Origin of the sequence: Herbaspirillum rhizosphaerae (genome assembly GCF_046025915.1) — a bacterium.
In the GTDB taxonomy this organism is placed as follows: domain Bacteria; phylum Pseudomonadota; class Gammaproteobacteria; order Burkholderiales; family Burkholderiaceae_D; genus Herbaspirillum; species Herbaspirillum rhizosphaerae_A.
On the sequence record NZ_JAQQFR010000003.1, the window covers coordinates 368745 to 382433 of the forward strand.

Here is a 13689-nt window from a genome sequence, read left to right on the forward strand (position 1 = left end):
AGTAATTTCGATAAGGAAAGTTGCTCGAATCCGACGATTCATACGTCGAAGTATGTAAAGGTCGCCGTTTTGAGGGTTTCTTCAAATTAGAACGATCGTTCTGCGGGATAATCTGGATAAGCTATCCAAATAGTCACGCAAAAAGTTGTTTTTTTAGTCAGTTTCCCATTTCATCATGTTATCCGCTTCTTACGATAGTTTGCTCGTCGCCGTGTCCCTGCTGGTCGCAGTTCTGGCCTCTTATACAGCCCTGGACATGACCGAGCGGATCAACTCGACGCGCGATTATGCCGGTCGCTCCTGGCTGATCGGCGGTGCGGTGGCGATGGGTATCGGGATCTGGTCGATGCATTTCGTCGGCATGCTGGCTTTCCGCCTGCCTATCGATCTCGGGTACGACCCGTGGATTACCTTCCTCTCTTTATTGATCGCGGTTGCGGTCTCCGGTTTTGCACTCTGGATTGTGAGCCGGCCGGAACTGCCCTTGCGCCGTCTGTTCAAGAGTGCACTGGCTATGGGCCTGGGTATCGCGGCCATGCATTACACCGGCATGGCCGCGATGTTGATGAATCCCGGTATTCATTACAATCCATGGTGGTTTGCTGCCTCGATCATGATCGCCGTGGGAGCATCTGCCGCCGCGTTGTGGATCGCATTCCATCTGCGCAAGAACACACCTCACGTCAAATTCGCTCGCGCCGGTGCGGCAGTGGTAATGGGTATCGCCATCGTCGGCATGCACTATTCCGGCATGGCGGCTGCCAATTTCCCTGACGACAGTATTTGTCTCGCGGTCAGGGACGGCGTCAGCCCGGGCTGGTTGGCGATTTTGATCATTGTGGTGACGTTGGCGGTATTGACGATTGCCTTGCTGACGTCGCTGCTCGATGCACGGCTGGAGTCGCGCACGGCGAAGCTGGCGCGCTCATTGGCTGAAGCCAACGAAGAACTCACGCAACTGGTGTTGCACGACAATTTGACCAAGCTGCCGAATCGCACCTTGCTGGAAGACCGCTTGAATCAGGCCATTAACAAGGCATCGCGCGAACAGGGGCATTTTGCCTTGATGTTTTGCGACCTTGATGGCTTCAAGGCAATCAACGATTCGCTCGGTCACCATGTCGGCGACTTGCTGCTGGTGGAAGTTGCCAAGCGCATCTGTTCCGTCATGCGCGCGCAGGATACCGTCGCGCGTCTGGGCGGCGACGAATTCGTCATGCTGGTGGAGCTGAAAGAGCCCAACGACGCGATGACGATTGCAGACAAGCTGGTGAATATCGTCAACGAAAGCTTTCACGTCCAGAAACACGACTTGCGCGTTTCGGCCAGTATCGGTATCGCCATCTATCCGGAAGATGGCAATAACCGCCATGATCTGGTCGTCAACGCCGACGCCGCGATGTATCACACCAAGCGCGCCGGACGGAACGGCTATCACTTCTTTGAAGCGTCGATGAATGTGAACGCGCACAACCAGCTGCAATGGTTGCAAGATCTGCGCATGGCGCTGGAACGCAAGGAATTTTTGCTGCATTACCAGCCCAAATTCAATTCGCCGAGCGGGCAGGTACTGGGCGCCGAGGCGCTGTTGCGCTGGCAGCATCCGACGCATGGACTGGTCGGGCCGGATGAGTTCATCGGCCTGGCGGAACGCTCTGGCCTGATCGTGCCGATAGGCGAGTGGGTCTTGAACGAGGCTTGCCGCCAGATGAAGGTATGGTTCGACATGGGGCACGAGGACTGGACCATCGCTGTCAATTTATCTGCCTTGCAGTTTGCGCATGCTGATCTGATTGACCTGGTCAAAGACACCTTGTCGCGTCATGGCTTGCCGGCACGTTGCCTGACGCTGGAGGTCACCGAATCGACCGCCATGCACGACGCGGAAAACAGTCTGAAAACCTTGCAGAAGATTTCCGATCTGGGCGTCGATATCTCTATCGACGATTTCGGTACCGGCTATTCGAGCTTGCTGTACCTGAAGCGTTTGCCTGCCAATGAACTGAAGATCGATCGCGGCTTCATACGTGACCTCGCGGACGGCAACGACGATGCAGCGATCATTTCCGCTATTGTGGCGCTGGGCCGGACATTGAACCTGCGCATCGTCGCAGAAGGTGTCGAAACCACAAAACAACAGGATTTCCTGACATCAGTTGGCTGCGATGCCTTGCAAGGCTATCTGATGGGGCGTCCGATGACGCCGGAGAAATTCCTGGAAGCGACCTCCAATCTGCAAAACAGTGTCGTGCAACCGCTCTGATTTTGTCTTGCCGCGCTCTTCGGCAGTTCTCTGATTGTTCTTGAAGTATTCAAGACCCGATCTCTCTTCATCTTCATCTTCATCTTCCACTTCATCACTTGCCGGTGCCGGGATAGCCTTCCGGATGTTGCAATGCGGCCACGCCGGGCAGGTGTTGCTGGTTGTTAATGCAAGCCCTGCAAGCCACGAACAGACGTGGCACTCAATCGCTGTTCCCCGAATTCAATCCCGTTTGTTGGGATCATTATGAGCAGTAGGTGTTAGTAAAACTATTGATAAAAATCAAGATTGCCTGTCTTTAATGAAGTGTCAGGAGGGGAAATGAACATCATCGGAAATATGAAGATCGGCAAGCGTCTGGGGTTGGGCTTTGCAGCGATTTTGGGCTTGTCCATCGTCATTGCCGGTATCGGCGTATGGAAGTTGCAAAGCGTGGCCACCGCAACGCAGGCCATGATGGACGTCCCGCTGGCCAAGGAACGCATGATCGGCGACTGGTATCGGCACACCTATTCGGGGATACGCCGCGCGACCGCGGTTGCCAAGAGTTCTGATCCATCGTTGGGCGCTTTCTTCAAACCGGAAACAGATGAAGCCACTCGCATCTCCGGAGAACTGCAAAAAAAGATTTTTGAGTTGCTTGTCAGCGATGAAGAAAAGCAGCTTTACGACAAAATCATGGCACTGCGCAAAATATATCTTGCCAAGCGTGACGTGATCTACAAGGCTAAGGCCGAACCAAATCCGGATCCTGCAATGATTGCCGCGGCACTGGAAAAAGACTATCTGCCGGCAGCCAAGCAATATTCGACGGAAGTGGAAAACTTGCTTGCACTGCAACGTAAGACCATTGATCAACTCAATCAGCATGTTGCTGAGATCGCTTCGCAAAGCGCCAACCTGTTGATCGTGCTGGAAGTGCTGGTCTTGGCGATGGGCATCATCTGCGCTTGGTATCTGACTACCGGCATCACGCGCCCGCTCAACACCGCTGTAGGTATTTCGCGCCGCGTTGCCGAGGGCGATTTGTCGGTTGAAATCACCGTCAGCACCAAGGATGAAGCCGGCCAGTTGTTGCAGGCGCTCAAGGACATGAACGTCAGCTTGCGTAACATCGTCGGCAATGTTCGCACCGGTACAGATACGATCGCAACAGCTTCTGGCCAGATTGCCAGCGGTAACCTAGATCTGTCATCCCGTACCGAGCAACAGGCTGGTTCGTTGGAAGAAACTGCGTCGGCAATGGAAGAGTTGACCTCGACCGTGAAACAAAACGCCGACAACGCACGCCAGGCCAATCAACTGGCCGTATCGGCATCGGAAGTCGCAGTGCAAGGCGGTAGCGTCGTCGGCAAGGTGATCGCGACCATGAGCTCGATCAACGAGTCGTCGAAGAAGATCGTGGACATTATCAGCGTGATTGACGGCATTGCTTTCCAGACCAATATTCTGGCCTTGAACGCCGCGGTGGAAGCCGCTCGTGCCGGTGAACAAGGCCGAGGATTCGCGGTCGTGGCAAGCGAAGTTCGCAGTCTGGCGCAACGTTCTGCGGCAGCAGCGAAAGAAATCAAATCACTCATCGATGATTCTGTGGAAAAAGTCGGCACCGGCAGCAAGCTGGTTGAGCAAGCCGGATCGACCATGGAAGAAGTTGTTGCCAGCGTCAAGCGTGTGACCGATATCGTCGGCGAGATCAGTTCGGCCAGCCAGGAACAAAGCACCGGCATCGAAGAGGTCAATCGCGCCATTACTCTGATGGACGAGAGCACTCAGCAAAATGCGGCGCTGGTTGAACAAGCCGCCGCTGCAGCACAATCCATGCAGGAACAGGCCGGCAAGCTGGCTCAGCTTGTCAGTGTGTTCAACATCAGCAGCACCGGCAGCCTTGGCGCGCCGGCGGCATCGAATTCGCGTCGCACCACGATTGATATCAATCCTGCGCCGCGTCTGGAGTAATCGGGGAAAGAGCAGGGAAGAGTAGAGCGGGGAAACTTCGGGGGAAGGGGAGCCAGGCCGTCGTTGTCGCAGTAATCGACTACGCAACGACGGCCGCTTTTTTTAGGCGGCGCATTCGGCCCGATATTGGTCATTAACGCGCGAACTTTTGCGGCGTGCTTTTTCCAGATTTTTTACCGTGGCGGCGCGTACGTCTTCATCCGCCCACTTCTTGCGTTGCGCCAGTTGGGCGCACTTCCGTTTCTGTTTGTCTTCCACCAATTTGGCGCGGGCGGCTTCGCGCTCGGCTTTTTGCTGTGCCTTGATTTGCTGTTTGTCAGCCTTCGCGCGTTCACGTCCCTGCTGCTGTGATTCGGCCTTGGTTTGGGAGGCGAGTGGCGACGCCATGCCTGTATTGCCTTTACTTGTATTGATATCGAGCGTCCTGCCATTGGTGCAGGCAGCGTCGCTATAGATCACCTGGCCGGCAGTCTCGCATCTATAGACTGCCTGCGCAGGCATTGCATACAACAAAGCGATGGCAAGGAGCCATTTGCGTGGTGTGTAAATTGCTGCCGGAGATTCGAAAAAACAAAACGACAGCATGACGCTAAGTAGAGAGCCAGCTAGGAAAATTCGTATCGAGTTCCCCGAAGCTGCTGTCCATATACAACTCGCCGGTTCCACCGCAAAATCCAACGAGAAGAGGCCGGACAGTTTTAATCGACGGAAGTCTTGTGCTGAGCAAATGGAAGCAGAGCGACTCGATTGCGGCTACGTTGTCATCGCTGCTGAGGTAAGTGGGCAACAAATATTCATTGAAAAAATCAATTGAAGTATAAAAAAAACGAGTGTCTGCCCAACCTCGAGTTGCTCCGGACTCATCGATATTTGTCCAGAATATATTTTTGAAGTGGTTGGTCCGGATTGTATGGAGAATCTGCGCAAAATTGCGGCAATAGATTTTACCTGTGCATTTAAAAAAGCCGGTTTCTTTTTTTAAAATTTCGGAATTTTGCATAGCAAATTGCATAAGCATGCCTTCAGCATATCCCTTGCCTTTTTGCTTGACCGTTTCGTCATCTTGAAAATAGTGAAGTTGTTCGACCTCGATATTCATTTGATTGAGCATCGACATCTCATTCTCATCAAGAAGGGTAGTTCCGGTTGCATCGGCGATGACGATTTTCTCCACGCCTTGAATTGCCCAAAAGAAGACAGCTGCTTTCGCCGTGATGCGTCTTGTGGCGCTATCCGTCGTGGTCAAGAACATCATTCCGTTTGGCGGATCATTCGCTGTGGTGATCAAAACTGTCGAACTCATCGTTATTCCATAGGTGTGAAGTACGGGAAGGAGAGACTTGAATGCACTCGAATATGCCGAACTAACAATCTGCGAAGCGACTGGTAAAGGCGTTAGTGTGAGGCGTCTGACGAGCTTCAATTTATGCTAACAAAATTGATGGCGTGAAACTTGAGGTGTTGCTCGATTGTTGAAGTAATTAGAAATATTTCTATATTTGCCATGATTTTCTCTCGAGCTGTACCGTGGCGCTTATCGTGGGCGCTCAATTTTGGTACAACTAATGACTATCCGCTTTGTTAAATCAGTCGCAATGTCGTCATTGCTACGCGAATTTGGAAGACGGAAAAAGTAACCTCTTGATGATGTGGAGATGGAGACAGTCAATGGATTCAATCGTTCTGATTACAACGGCAACGGCGCCGCCACGTGGCATGATTTATTTACAGACGGTAGATGTCGCGACAAGAAGTATTGCGGCAAAAGCAGCGGTATTTTCTTGGGCAACGCAAGGCATTGAAAAAATTGTGATTGCCGATGCAACGGGACGTGTCCTGCTTGATCAAAATGAAGTATCCATGCTCAAGAAAATGAATGTCGAGGTTGAGCAGATTTGTTATTTTCAGGATGATGAAGTCGTTAAGCAAAAAGGAAAGGGCTATGCAGAAGGTATGGTGATGCAATTTGCGTTGCAGAATTCTGAGTTTCTAAAAGGCGCCGCAAGCTTTTTTAAATGTACGGGAAAAATTTACTGTCGAAATTTTAAGAAGCTACGCGAAGTGATTCACCATCATCAGATTCAAAACATGTTTTGGAAAACAGTCGATCGTGACGGTTTTTTTTCACGATGGACGGATACCCGTTTTTATTACACGACGACCGAATTTTTTACGGAAAATGTCTTACCCAAATATCTCGTGTGTGATGACAGCGTTACAGCCATAGAATCTCTGTGTTTTCATATGCTTAACGAGAAATTGCCTTCCATGAGATCGCTCCGGCCGTATCTTTTTGGATTCTGCGGAGGAACAGGGCAACTATACGAGGACGTCAATTTAGGTGAGCTGGATCGTGCTTTTCCTTGTTGGGCCAATAATTAAAAATTGGTTGCAACAATCAATAAGCCGCGTGCGATTGCAGTGCCACAGAGCTTAATCCAAAAGCTTAAAAGTACACGTGCAGTAACCAGGTCTGTATCTATGTGACTGGAAAGCCAGATAGCTAAATGACTTTCCCTGGATTCATCAATGAATGAGGATCCAGCGCTTGTTTGATGGTGCGCATCAGTTGTAGTTCTACCGGCGATTTATAACGCAGGATTTCTTCGCGTTTGAGCGCGCCCAAACCGTGTTCTGCCGAGATTGATCCGCCGAATTTGTCGACACTGTCGTGCACCGTACGGTTGATTTTTTCTTGCTGGGCGATGAAGTCGGTATCTTTCACGCCTTCCGGTGGCGACACGTTGTAATGCAGGTTGCCATCGCCAAGATGGCCGAAGGTCACCATCCGGCAGCCGGGCGAAGTCTCTTGCACCAGTACGTCGGTGACGCGAATGAATTCGCCGATGCGGGAGATCGGTACCGAGATGTCGTGCTTGATGTTCTTGCCCTCATGCGCCTGCGCCATCGAAATGTGTTCGCGCAATTGCCATAGCGATTTCGATTGTGCGATCGACGTCGCAATCACGGCATCGTCAATCAGTTCTTGCTCCAGCGCCTCGCCGATGACGGCTTCAAATATGTCGGCGGCGTGCGCTTCCGATTCGCTGTCCGACAACTCCAATAGGACGTATTGTGCGTGCGGCTTGTCGAACGGAGCCCGATGCGGCGGGAAATGTTTGGCCACCAGTTGCAGGCAAAAATCCGACATCAATTCGAACCCGGTCAGTGTCGCGCCACAGCGCGCCTGTGCCAGGCTCAGCAGACGCAATGCGTGGTCCGGCGTGCGCAATGCAGCGAGTGCGGTGACCTGCGCCTTCGGCTGCGGAAAGAGTTTGATCACGGCGGCAGTGATGATTCCCAACGTGCCTTCCGCGCCGATGAAGAGATCGCGCAGGTCGTAGCCGGTGTTGTCTTTGCGCAGGCCGCGCAGGCTGCTCATGACATCCCCTTGAGCGGTCACGACTTCGACACCCAGGCACAACTCGCGGGTATTGCCGTAGCGCAGAACGCCTGTGCCGCCGGCATTGGTCGACAGGTTGCCACCGATGGTGCAACTGCCTTCGGCCGCCAGCGACAAGGGAAAGAGGCGCTGTTCGGCGGCGGCGGCTTGTTGTATGTTCTGCAGGATGCAGCCGGCCTCGACCGTCATGGTGTTGTTGACCGGGTCCACGGTGCGAATGCGATTGAGCCGTGTCAGCGATAGCAGCACCGCGTTGCCTTTGGTGTCGGGCACGCTACCGAGCACCAGACCGGTATTGCCGCCTTGCGGCACGATGGGCACCAGATGCTGATGACAGAGTTTGACGATGGCTGCGACTTCTTCGGTGCTGCCGGGCTTGAGTACCGCCAGCGCCTTGCCGGTATAGCGTCCGCGCTGATCGGTCAGATAGCCGACGGTGTCGGCGTCTTCTGTCAGGACGTAGCCGGCACTGATGGCAGCGCGGCAGGCTTGCAGGAAAGTTTCCGGTGATGCTGTCGGTGCTGCCGATGCTGCTGATGTTGCCGTCATGGCGACCCTCAGAAAATTATTGCGAGGCCTTTTGAATGGCCTGACGTGCGATTTCCTTGGCTGCTTTCTTGTAGGGATGCAGATAGAGGATGGCGCACAGAAAATAGATGCAGCTCAGGGTGACTTCGACCCAGCCTAGCGTCACCGACATGGCGACACGGTCACTGGTGGCGCGCACGATGCCTTCGGTGAAATACAGCAGGATCAGCATCGATGACCATTGCATAGTGTAGACGTCGCGCTTGAGCACGCCACGCAGGGGGAACAGCAAAGGAATCACTTTGAGCACCATCCAGGATCCGCCCGGCCGCAAGGGGGCCAGCAGCAGTTCCCAAGCGACGCACAGAGCAATCAACGCCACCAGACTGATGGCTGCACCCATATGGAAAAAACGAAATCGTTGCGAGCTCATTCAAGTCTCCTGCAATTTGATGGCATTCTGTGCGAGGCGTCGGCCGAGTGCAATGGCCAGCGCACGCGTATCTTCCGAAATCGCCTGGTTGCCGTTGACGCCGGCCCAATGGCTGGCACCGTAGGGCGTGCCGCCGGTGCTGGTGCTCATCAGCTCAGGCTGGGTGTAGGGCAAGCCCATGATCAGCATGCCGTGATGCAGCAAGGGAATCATCATGGACAGCAGCGTTGATTCCTGCCCGCCGTGCATGCTGCCGGTGGAGGTGAAGACGCAGGCCGGTTTGCCCGCGAGTGCCCCGGACAGCCATTGCGGTGCGGTGCCGTCCCAGAAGTATTTCATTGCGGAAGCCATGTTGCCGAAGCGCGTCGGCGAGCCGAGTGCGAGGCCGGCGCATTGCTCCAGGTCTTGCAGTTCGACGTAGGGTGCGCCTTCGCCTGGTACATCTGGTTCGGTGGCTTCGGTCACGTTAGAGACTGCCGGAACAGTGCGCAGGCGCGCGTCGCAGCCGGGCACGCTTTCCACACCCTGGGCGATCAATTCGGCCAGTTTGCGGGTGGAGCCGTGTCTCGAATAGTAAAGGACTAGTATCGTTGTATTAGTTATGTTCGCCATGTTGGTATTATAGGGGCCTTTAATTCTCAGTTGCACGGGTTAAGTACTCGCGTTCGCGCATGTGGAACCCGGCGCATGGCAGGCGGTCTGTAGCGTCTGTCATGATTTTGATTGCCCTATCTTGCTTACCTTTTTTAAACCTATGCAGGGCTTGTCTCGTACCCAGTTGCGTGATTTGTTCCGGTTTGCCGTCAAACGGCTCAGCGACGATCGCTTGCCGCAAGTGGCAGGCAGCCTGACGTTTACGACCATCCTGTCGCTGGTGCCGCTGCTGACGATCGCGCTGGCGATCTTTACGGCGTTTCCGCTGTTCAGCACTTTCCGCTCGGCGCTGGAGGCCTATTTTGTCCAGAACCTGATGCCCAAGGGCGTGGCCAACACCATTCTCGGCTACCTCAATCAGTTTTCGTCGAAGTCGGCGCGTCTGTCGGCAGTCGGGGGTGTAGCGCTGATTTTGACTTCGGTGCTGACGATGGCGACCATCGACCGTGTGTTCAATCAGATCTGGCGCGTCAAGAAGTCGCGCCCGCTGCTGCAGCGTATCTTGGTCTATTGGGCCATTATTACTCTCGGCCCGCTGCTGATCGGTGTGTCCATCAGCGTGACGTCTTATCTGTATTCCGCCACGAATGGCGTGGTGACCAGCGTGCCGTTTATCGGGGCGAGCTTCTACACCTTGATTTCGATCTTGCTGACGACCAGCGCATTCACGCTGCTCTATATCGCGGTGCCGAATCAATGGGTGGATTGGCGCGATGCCGTTTGGGGTGGTTTGCTGGCGGGCGTGGCGGTGGAAATCGCCAAGCGCCTGTTTGCTTCCTACGTCATGAAATTCCCGACCTACACCATGGTGTACGGTGCGGTGGCGGCCTTGCCGATCTTCCTGCTGTGGATCTACATGCTCTGGATGATCACGCTGGTGGGCGCGCTGCTGACGGCTGCTTTGCCGATCGTACGTTATGAGCGCTGGTGGCATGTCGCTTCGCCCGGCAGCGAGTTCGTTGATGCCATGAAAGTATTGAAGATTTTGCATGATGCCCGCGCCAACGGTGAATCGGCGACAGTGGACGTGGCGTTGCTGCGCGCACATACGCACATGGGGCTGGAAGAGTTGCAGAACCTGTTGCAAAAAATGCTCGATGCGGGATGGGTAGGCTCACTCAAGAGCGAGGCACCGAAGAAATCCGCCTGGAACAAACGCCTCGTTGATGGACTGGATCACTGGACTCTGCTGATCAATCCTGAGTTTCTGAAATTGGTCGACGTCTATCGCTTGTTCGTCTTTGACACCGCCGCACACCTCGAGGAAGACCGGTCACTGGTCACTCGCGTGGATGGCGCCGTCGCAGCGGTGCTGGATCAGACGCTGGAGTCTTATTTTTCAGAAGTCCATGGCGGCCCGGACTTGCGAGAAGTGACCTCGGTCGGGATGACCGCCGGTCGCTAGCCCAGTCAGAACGAAATCTGGCCAGTCAGCAATTGCCAATACATCACCCAGTCGCCCATGAAGGAATACAGGGGATGGCGAAACGTCGCCGGCCGGTTTTTCTCGAACTTGAAATGGCCGACCCAGGCAAAGCCGTATCCGGACAGCACTGCGGCCAGCAACCACCATAAATTGTGCGTTAGCAGCATCATGGCGAGGCATAGCAGCGCCAGTGTCGAACCGACGAAATGCAGCTGACGGCAAATCCGGTTGGAATGCTCTCCGAGATAAGTAAGGTAGAACTCCTCAAAGCTGGCGTACTTTTCATGTTGCAGAACGGTAGGCATGCTTGTCTCCTTGTCTTGTTATTTCAGAGTAGGCCGTCTATGGGGCGTAATCAATGAAAAAATTTCATTTTTAATATGGAATGGTGATTGTAGGCAGACGCCAAACCTCGTACCATGGAGAAACCGCCACTGGTTTGTAGATTTTTGCCCACGCTTGGGCTACATTCCCGATAAGGCCACAATAACTTAAGGATGACACCATGAAAGTCTCTGAAATTCTTAAAGTCAAAGGCAACATTCTCTTCACCGTTACCCCCGACACGCCGATTGCGGAAGCCGTGAGTGCAATGGCTGAGAAAGACATTGGCTCTTTGGTGGTCATGGAATTCGGTGAACTGGTCGGTATGCTGACTTTCCGCGAGGTGTTGAAGACCTTGCAGGAAAACGCTGGATCCGTCGGCACCAATACCGTGCGCAAGCACATGGACGACCATCCGATCACGGTCACACCCGACACCGACCTCAACGAAGTGCGCCGCATCATGTTGGAAAAGCATGCGCGCTATGTGCCGGTAATGGACGCCAAGACACTGCTGGGCGTGATGTCTTTTTATGACGTCGCCAAGGCGGTGCTGGATGCGCAGGGCTTTGAGAACAAAATGCTCAAGGCGTATATCCGGGACTGGCCGACCGAGGAAGAAAATAGCTGAAATAGCTGAAACAAATATCGGCAGCGCCCCCGCTGTATTACTCAAGCAGGGTGCGCCGCTTATCCGAGAAACCGTTCATGCCGTCATGAACGGTTTTTTGTTATCCGAACGGCGTCTTTTTTAACCGATTCGTCCAACTTGCCCATTCTGCTCGCTCCATGAGTCAATCCAATCAGTTTTCCCTGCTCGGTCAGCGTCGTTTTGCTCCCTTTTTCTGGACCCAATTCCTCGGCGCACTCAATGACAACGTTTTCAAGACGGCCTTACTTACAATCCTCACCTACGATGCATTGAGCTGGACCACGCTGGACACCGGTCTGCTCAATAACCTGATTCCGGGTTTGTTCATCCTGCCGTTCTTCCTGTTTTCGGCCACAGCGGGGCAGTTGGCCGACAAGATGGAAAAAGGCCGTCTGGCGCGCTACGTCAAATTGCTGGAAATCGTCATCATGGGGATCGCCGCTTATGGCTGGATGACGCATCACCTGTGGCTGCTGGTGGTGGCGGTGGCAGGCATGGGCATTCATTCGACCATCTTTGGTCCGGTCAAGTATGCCTATTTGCCCCAACAGCTGAAGCCGCAGGAGCTGGTCGGCGGCAATGGCGTCATTGAAATGGGCACCTTTGTCGGCATTTTGCTGGGCGAGGTGTTGGGCGCTGTGCTCGTGGTGCAAAAGCCGTTTGGACTGGAGACCATCGCCTTTGTGACCATCGGCTTTGCAATTCTTGGATGGCTCACCAGTCTTGCCATACCGCTGTCGCCGGCGCCTGCGCCAGAGTTGAAGATCAACTGGAATCCGTTCTCGGAAATGGTGCGCAATCTTGGCTTCTCACGCCGAAATCGCCCTGTTTTCCTGTCGATACTCGGTAACTCCTGGTTCTGGTTTTACGGCGCCATCGTACTGGCGCAATTCCCTCTGTATGCGAAGAATTACCTGCACGGTGATCATAGCGTTTTCGTGTTGCTGCTGATGGTGTTTTCCGTCGGGATCGGCGTTGGTTCGCTGCTGTGCGAACGGCTGTCCGGTCATAAGGTTGAAATCGGGCTAGTGCCTTTTGGCGCTATCGGCTTGTCTGTGTTTGGGTTGGAGTTGTACTTCGCCAGTGTCAGTTACAGCGCAACGGTAGCGGTCGATATGAGCGGTTTTATCGCTCAGCACGGCAGCCTGCGGATTTTGTTCGACTGTCTGATGATTGGCGTGTTTGGCGGCTTGTATATCGTGCCGCTGTTTGCGCTGATCCAGACACGATGCGACCCGCAACATGTCTCCCGTACGATTGCAGGCATGAACATCATGAACTCGCTGTTCATGGTGGTCGCGGCTTTGCTGGCGATGGTGCTGCTGCGCTCGGGTTTCACGATTCCACAGATCTTCCTCATCACGGCGATTCTGAACGCCATCGTGGCGACGTATATCTTCTCGCTGGTGCCGGAATTCCTGATGCGTTTCCTGGCGTGGATGCTGATCCACACTATCCATCGGGTGCGCACCGTCAATTCAGACCTGATTCCCAAGCATGGCGCGGCAGTACTGGTATGCAATCACGTCAGCTATGTCGACGCTATCGTGATCATGGCAGCCAGTCCACGCCCGATCCGTTTTGTCATGGATCACCGCATCTTCAAGACGCCGGTGCTGTCCTGGATTTTTCGTACGGCCAAGGCGATTCCCATTGCACCGGCCAAGGAAGATCCATGGCTGATGGAGAAGGCCTATGTCGACATTGCCCAAGCCTTGCATGAAGGCGATCTGGTCTGCATCTTTCCGGAAGGCAAGCTGACCAGTACCGGCGAAATCAATGAATTCAAGGGCGGGATCAAGAAGATCATCGACCGCACGCCGGTACAGGTGTTTCCGATGGCCTTGCGCGGATTGTGGGGAAGCCTGCTGACGCGCGGCAGCGGTAATCCTTTTCATCGATCCTTCAAGCGTGGCTTGTTTTCGAAGCTGGAACTGGCAGTGGGCGAACCGATTGCGGCAGAACAGGCTACGCCGGAATACTTGCAGCAGCGCGTGAGCGAGTTGCGCGGTGAGTGGAAATAGTACCTGGGCCGGTCTGGTAAAATCAC

Annotated in this window: 12 protein-coding genes; 6 read left to right on the plus strand and 6 right to left on the minus strand. The window is 54.1% G+C overall.

What is annotated here, in order from left to right; all coding sequences use genetic code 11:
• Positions 1 to 175: 175 nt before the first annotated feature.
• Positions 176 to 2263 (plus strand): putative bifunctional diguanylate cyclase/phosphodiesterase, encoded by a 2088-nt coding sequence (locus PQR63_RS06585; protein WP_408166658.1) that lies wholly within the window; start codon positions 176 to 178, stop codon positions 2261 to 2263.
• Between the two features lie 321 nt (positions 2264 to 2584).
• On the plus strand, positions 2585 to 4219 hold the full coding sequence (locus PQR63_RS06590) for a methyl-accepting chemotaxis protein (RefSeq protein ID WP_408166659.1): 1635 nt from the start codon (positions 2585 to 2587) through the stop codon (positions 4217 to 4219).
• Positions 4220 to 4321: 102 nt separating this feature from the next.
• Here the strand turns inward: PQR63_RS06590 and PQR63_RS06595 are convergent, their stop codons facing one another.
• Both PQR63_RS06595 and PQR63_RS06600 read right to left on the minus strand, forming a co-directional pair.
• The gene (locus PQR63_RS06595) at positions 4322 to 4606 is read right to left on the minus strand and encodes a hypothetical protein (protein ID WP_408166661.1); all 285 of its coding nucleotides are present in this window, start codon (positions 4604 to 4606) and stop codon (positions 4322 to 4324) included.
• 202 nt (positions 4607 to 4808) lie between these two features.
• Positions 4809 to 5522 (minus strand): hypothetical protein, encoded by a 714-nt coding sequence (locus PQR63_RS06600; protein WP_408166663.1) that lies wholly within the window; start codon positions 5520 to 5522, stop codon positions 4809 to 4811.
• Between the two features lie 365 nt (positions 5523 to 5887).
• Between PQR63_RS06600 and PQR63_RS06605 the strand changes: the two genes are divergently transcribed.
• Complete coding sequence (locus PQR63_RS06605; RefSeq protein ID WP_408166665.1) at positions 5888 to 6601, plus strand: hypothetical protein; 714 nt, start codon at positions 5888 to 5890, stop codon at positions 6599 to 6601.
• 121 nt (positions 6602 to 6722) lie between these two features.
• Here the strand turns inward: PQR63_RS06605 and PQR63_RS06610 are convergent, their stop codons facing one another.
• The 3 genes from PQR63_RS06610 to wrbA are packed head-to-tail and all read right to left on the minus strand — an operon-like array spanning position 6723 to position 9195.
• Positions 6723 to 8171 carry an FAD-binding oxidoreductase gene (locus tag PQR63_RS06610; RefSeq protein WP_408166666.1) on the minus strand — a complete coding sequence of 483 codons (1449 nt, stop codon included), beginning with the start codon at positions 8169 to 8171 and terminating at the stop codon, positions 6723 to 6725.
• 16 nt (positions 8172 to 8187) lie between these two features.
• Complete coding sequence (locus PQR63_RS06615; protein ID WP_408166668.1) at positions 8188 to 8583, minus strand: DUF2069 domain-containing protein; 396 nt, start codon at positions 8581 to 8583, stop codon at positions 8188 to 8190.
• Entirely contained in the window at positions 8584 to 9195 is a 612-nt protein-coding gene (wrbA, locus tag PQR63_RS06620; protein WP_408166670.1) for an NAD(P)H:quinone oxidoreductase, read from the minus strand.
• A 142-nt stretch (positions 9196 to 9337) separates the two neighbouring features.
• Between wrbA and PQR63_RS06625 the strand changes: the two genes are divergently transcribed.
• Positions 9338 to 10642 carry a YihY family inner membrane protein gene (locus PQR63_RS06625; RefSeq protein WP_408166671.1) on the plus strand — a complete coding sequence of 435 codons (1305 nt, stop codon included), beginning with the start codon at positions 9338 to 9340 and terminating at the stop codon, positions 10640 to 10642.
• Between the two features lie 5 nt (positions 10643 to 10647).
• Here PQR63_RS06625 and PQR63_RS06630 read toward each other — a convergent pair whose 3' ends face one another.
• A complete protein-coding gene (locus tag PQR63_RS06630; protein WP_408166673.1) occupies positions 10648 to 10968 on the minus strand; it encodes an Mpo1-like protein in 321 nt (106 codons plus the stop codon).
• A 200-nt stretch (positions 10969 to 11168) separates the two neighbouring features.
• Here PQR63_RS06630 and PQR63_RS06635 point away from each other — a divergent pair, with 200 nt between their 5' ends.
• Both PQR63_RS06635 and PQR63_RS06640 read left to right on the plus strand, forming a co-directional pair.
• Positions 11169 to 11618: a CBS domain-containing protein gene (locus tag PQR63_RS06635; RefSeq protein WP_094564818.1), complete on the plus strand. Its 450-nt coding sequence runs from the start codon at positions 11169 to 11171 to the stop codon at positions 11616 to 11618.
• 158 nt (positions 11619 to 11776) lie between these two features.
• Positions 11777 to 13663 (plus strand): MFS transporter, encoded by a 1887-nt coding sequence (locus PQR63_RS06640; protein ID WP_408166675.1) that lies wholly within the window; start codon positions 11777 to 11779, stop codon positions 13661 to 13663.
• Positions 13664 to 13689 lie beyond the last annotated feature (26 nt).

Excerpts from the sequence above, each read along its gene's own strand:
- PQR63_RS06585 (WP_408166658.1), top strand. The coding sequence starts at position 176 with ATGTTATCCGCTTCTTACGATAGTTTGCTCGTCGCCGTGTCCCTGCTG.
- PQR63_RS06590 (WP_408166659.1), top strand. The coding sequence starts at position 2,585 with ATGAACATCATCGGAAATATGAAGATCGGCAAGCGTCTGGGGTTGGGC.
- PQR63_RS06595 (WP_408166661.1), bottom strand. The coding sequence starts at position 4,606 with ATGGCGTCGCCACTCGCCTCCCAAACCAAGGCCGAATCACAGCAGCAG.
- PQR63_RS06600 (WP_408166663.1), bottom strand. The coding sequence starts at position 5,522 with ATGAGTTCGACAGTTTTGATCACCACAGCGAATGATCCGCCAAACGGA.
- PQR63_RS06605 (WP_408166665.1), top strand. The coding sequence starts at position 5,888 with ATGGATTCAATCGTTCTGATTACAACGGCAACGGCGCCGCCACGTGGC.
- PQR63_RS06610 (WP_408166666.1), bottom strand. The coding sequence starts at position 8,171 with ATGACGGCAACATCAGCAGCATCGGCAGCACCGACAGCATCACCGGAA.
- PQR63_RS06615 (WP_408166668.1), bottom strand. The coding sequence starts at position 8,583 with ATGAGCTCGCAACGATTTCGTTTTTTCCATATGGGTGCAGCCATCAGT.
- wrbA (WP_408166670.1), bottom strand. The coding sequence starts at position 9,195 with ATGGCGAACATAACTAATACAACGATACTAGTCCTTTACTATTCGAGA.
- PQR63_RS06625 (WP_408166671.1), top strand. The coding sequence starts at position 9,338 with ATGCAGGGCTTGTCTCGTACCCAGTTGCGTGATTTGTTCCGGTTTGCC.
- PQR63_RS06630 (WP_408166673.1), bottom strand. The coding sequence starts at position 10,968 with ATGCCTACCGTTCTGCAACATGAAAAGTACGCCAGCTTTGAGGAGTTC.
- PQR63_RS06635 (WP_094564818.1), top strand. The coding sequence starts at position 11,169 with ATGAAAGTCTCTGAAATTCTTAAAGTCAAAGGCAACATTCTCTTCACC.
- PQR63_RS06640 (WP_408166675.1), top strand. The coding sequence starts at position 11,777 with ATGAGTCAATCCAATCAGTTTTCCCTGCTCGGTCAGCGTCGTTTTGCT.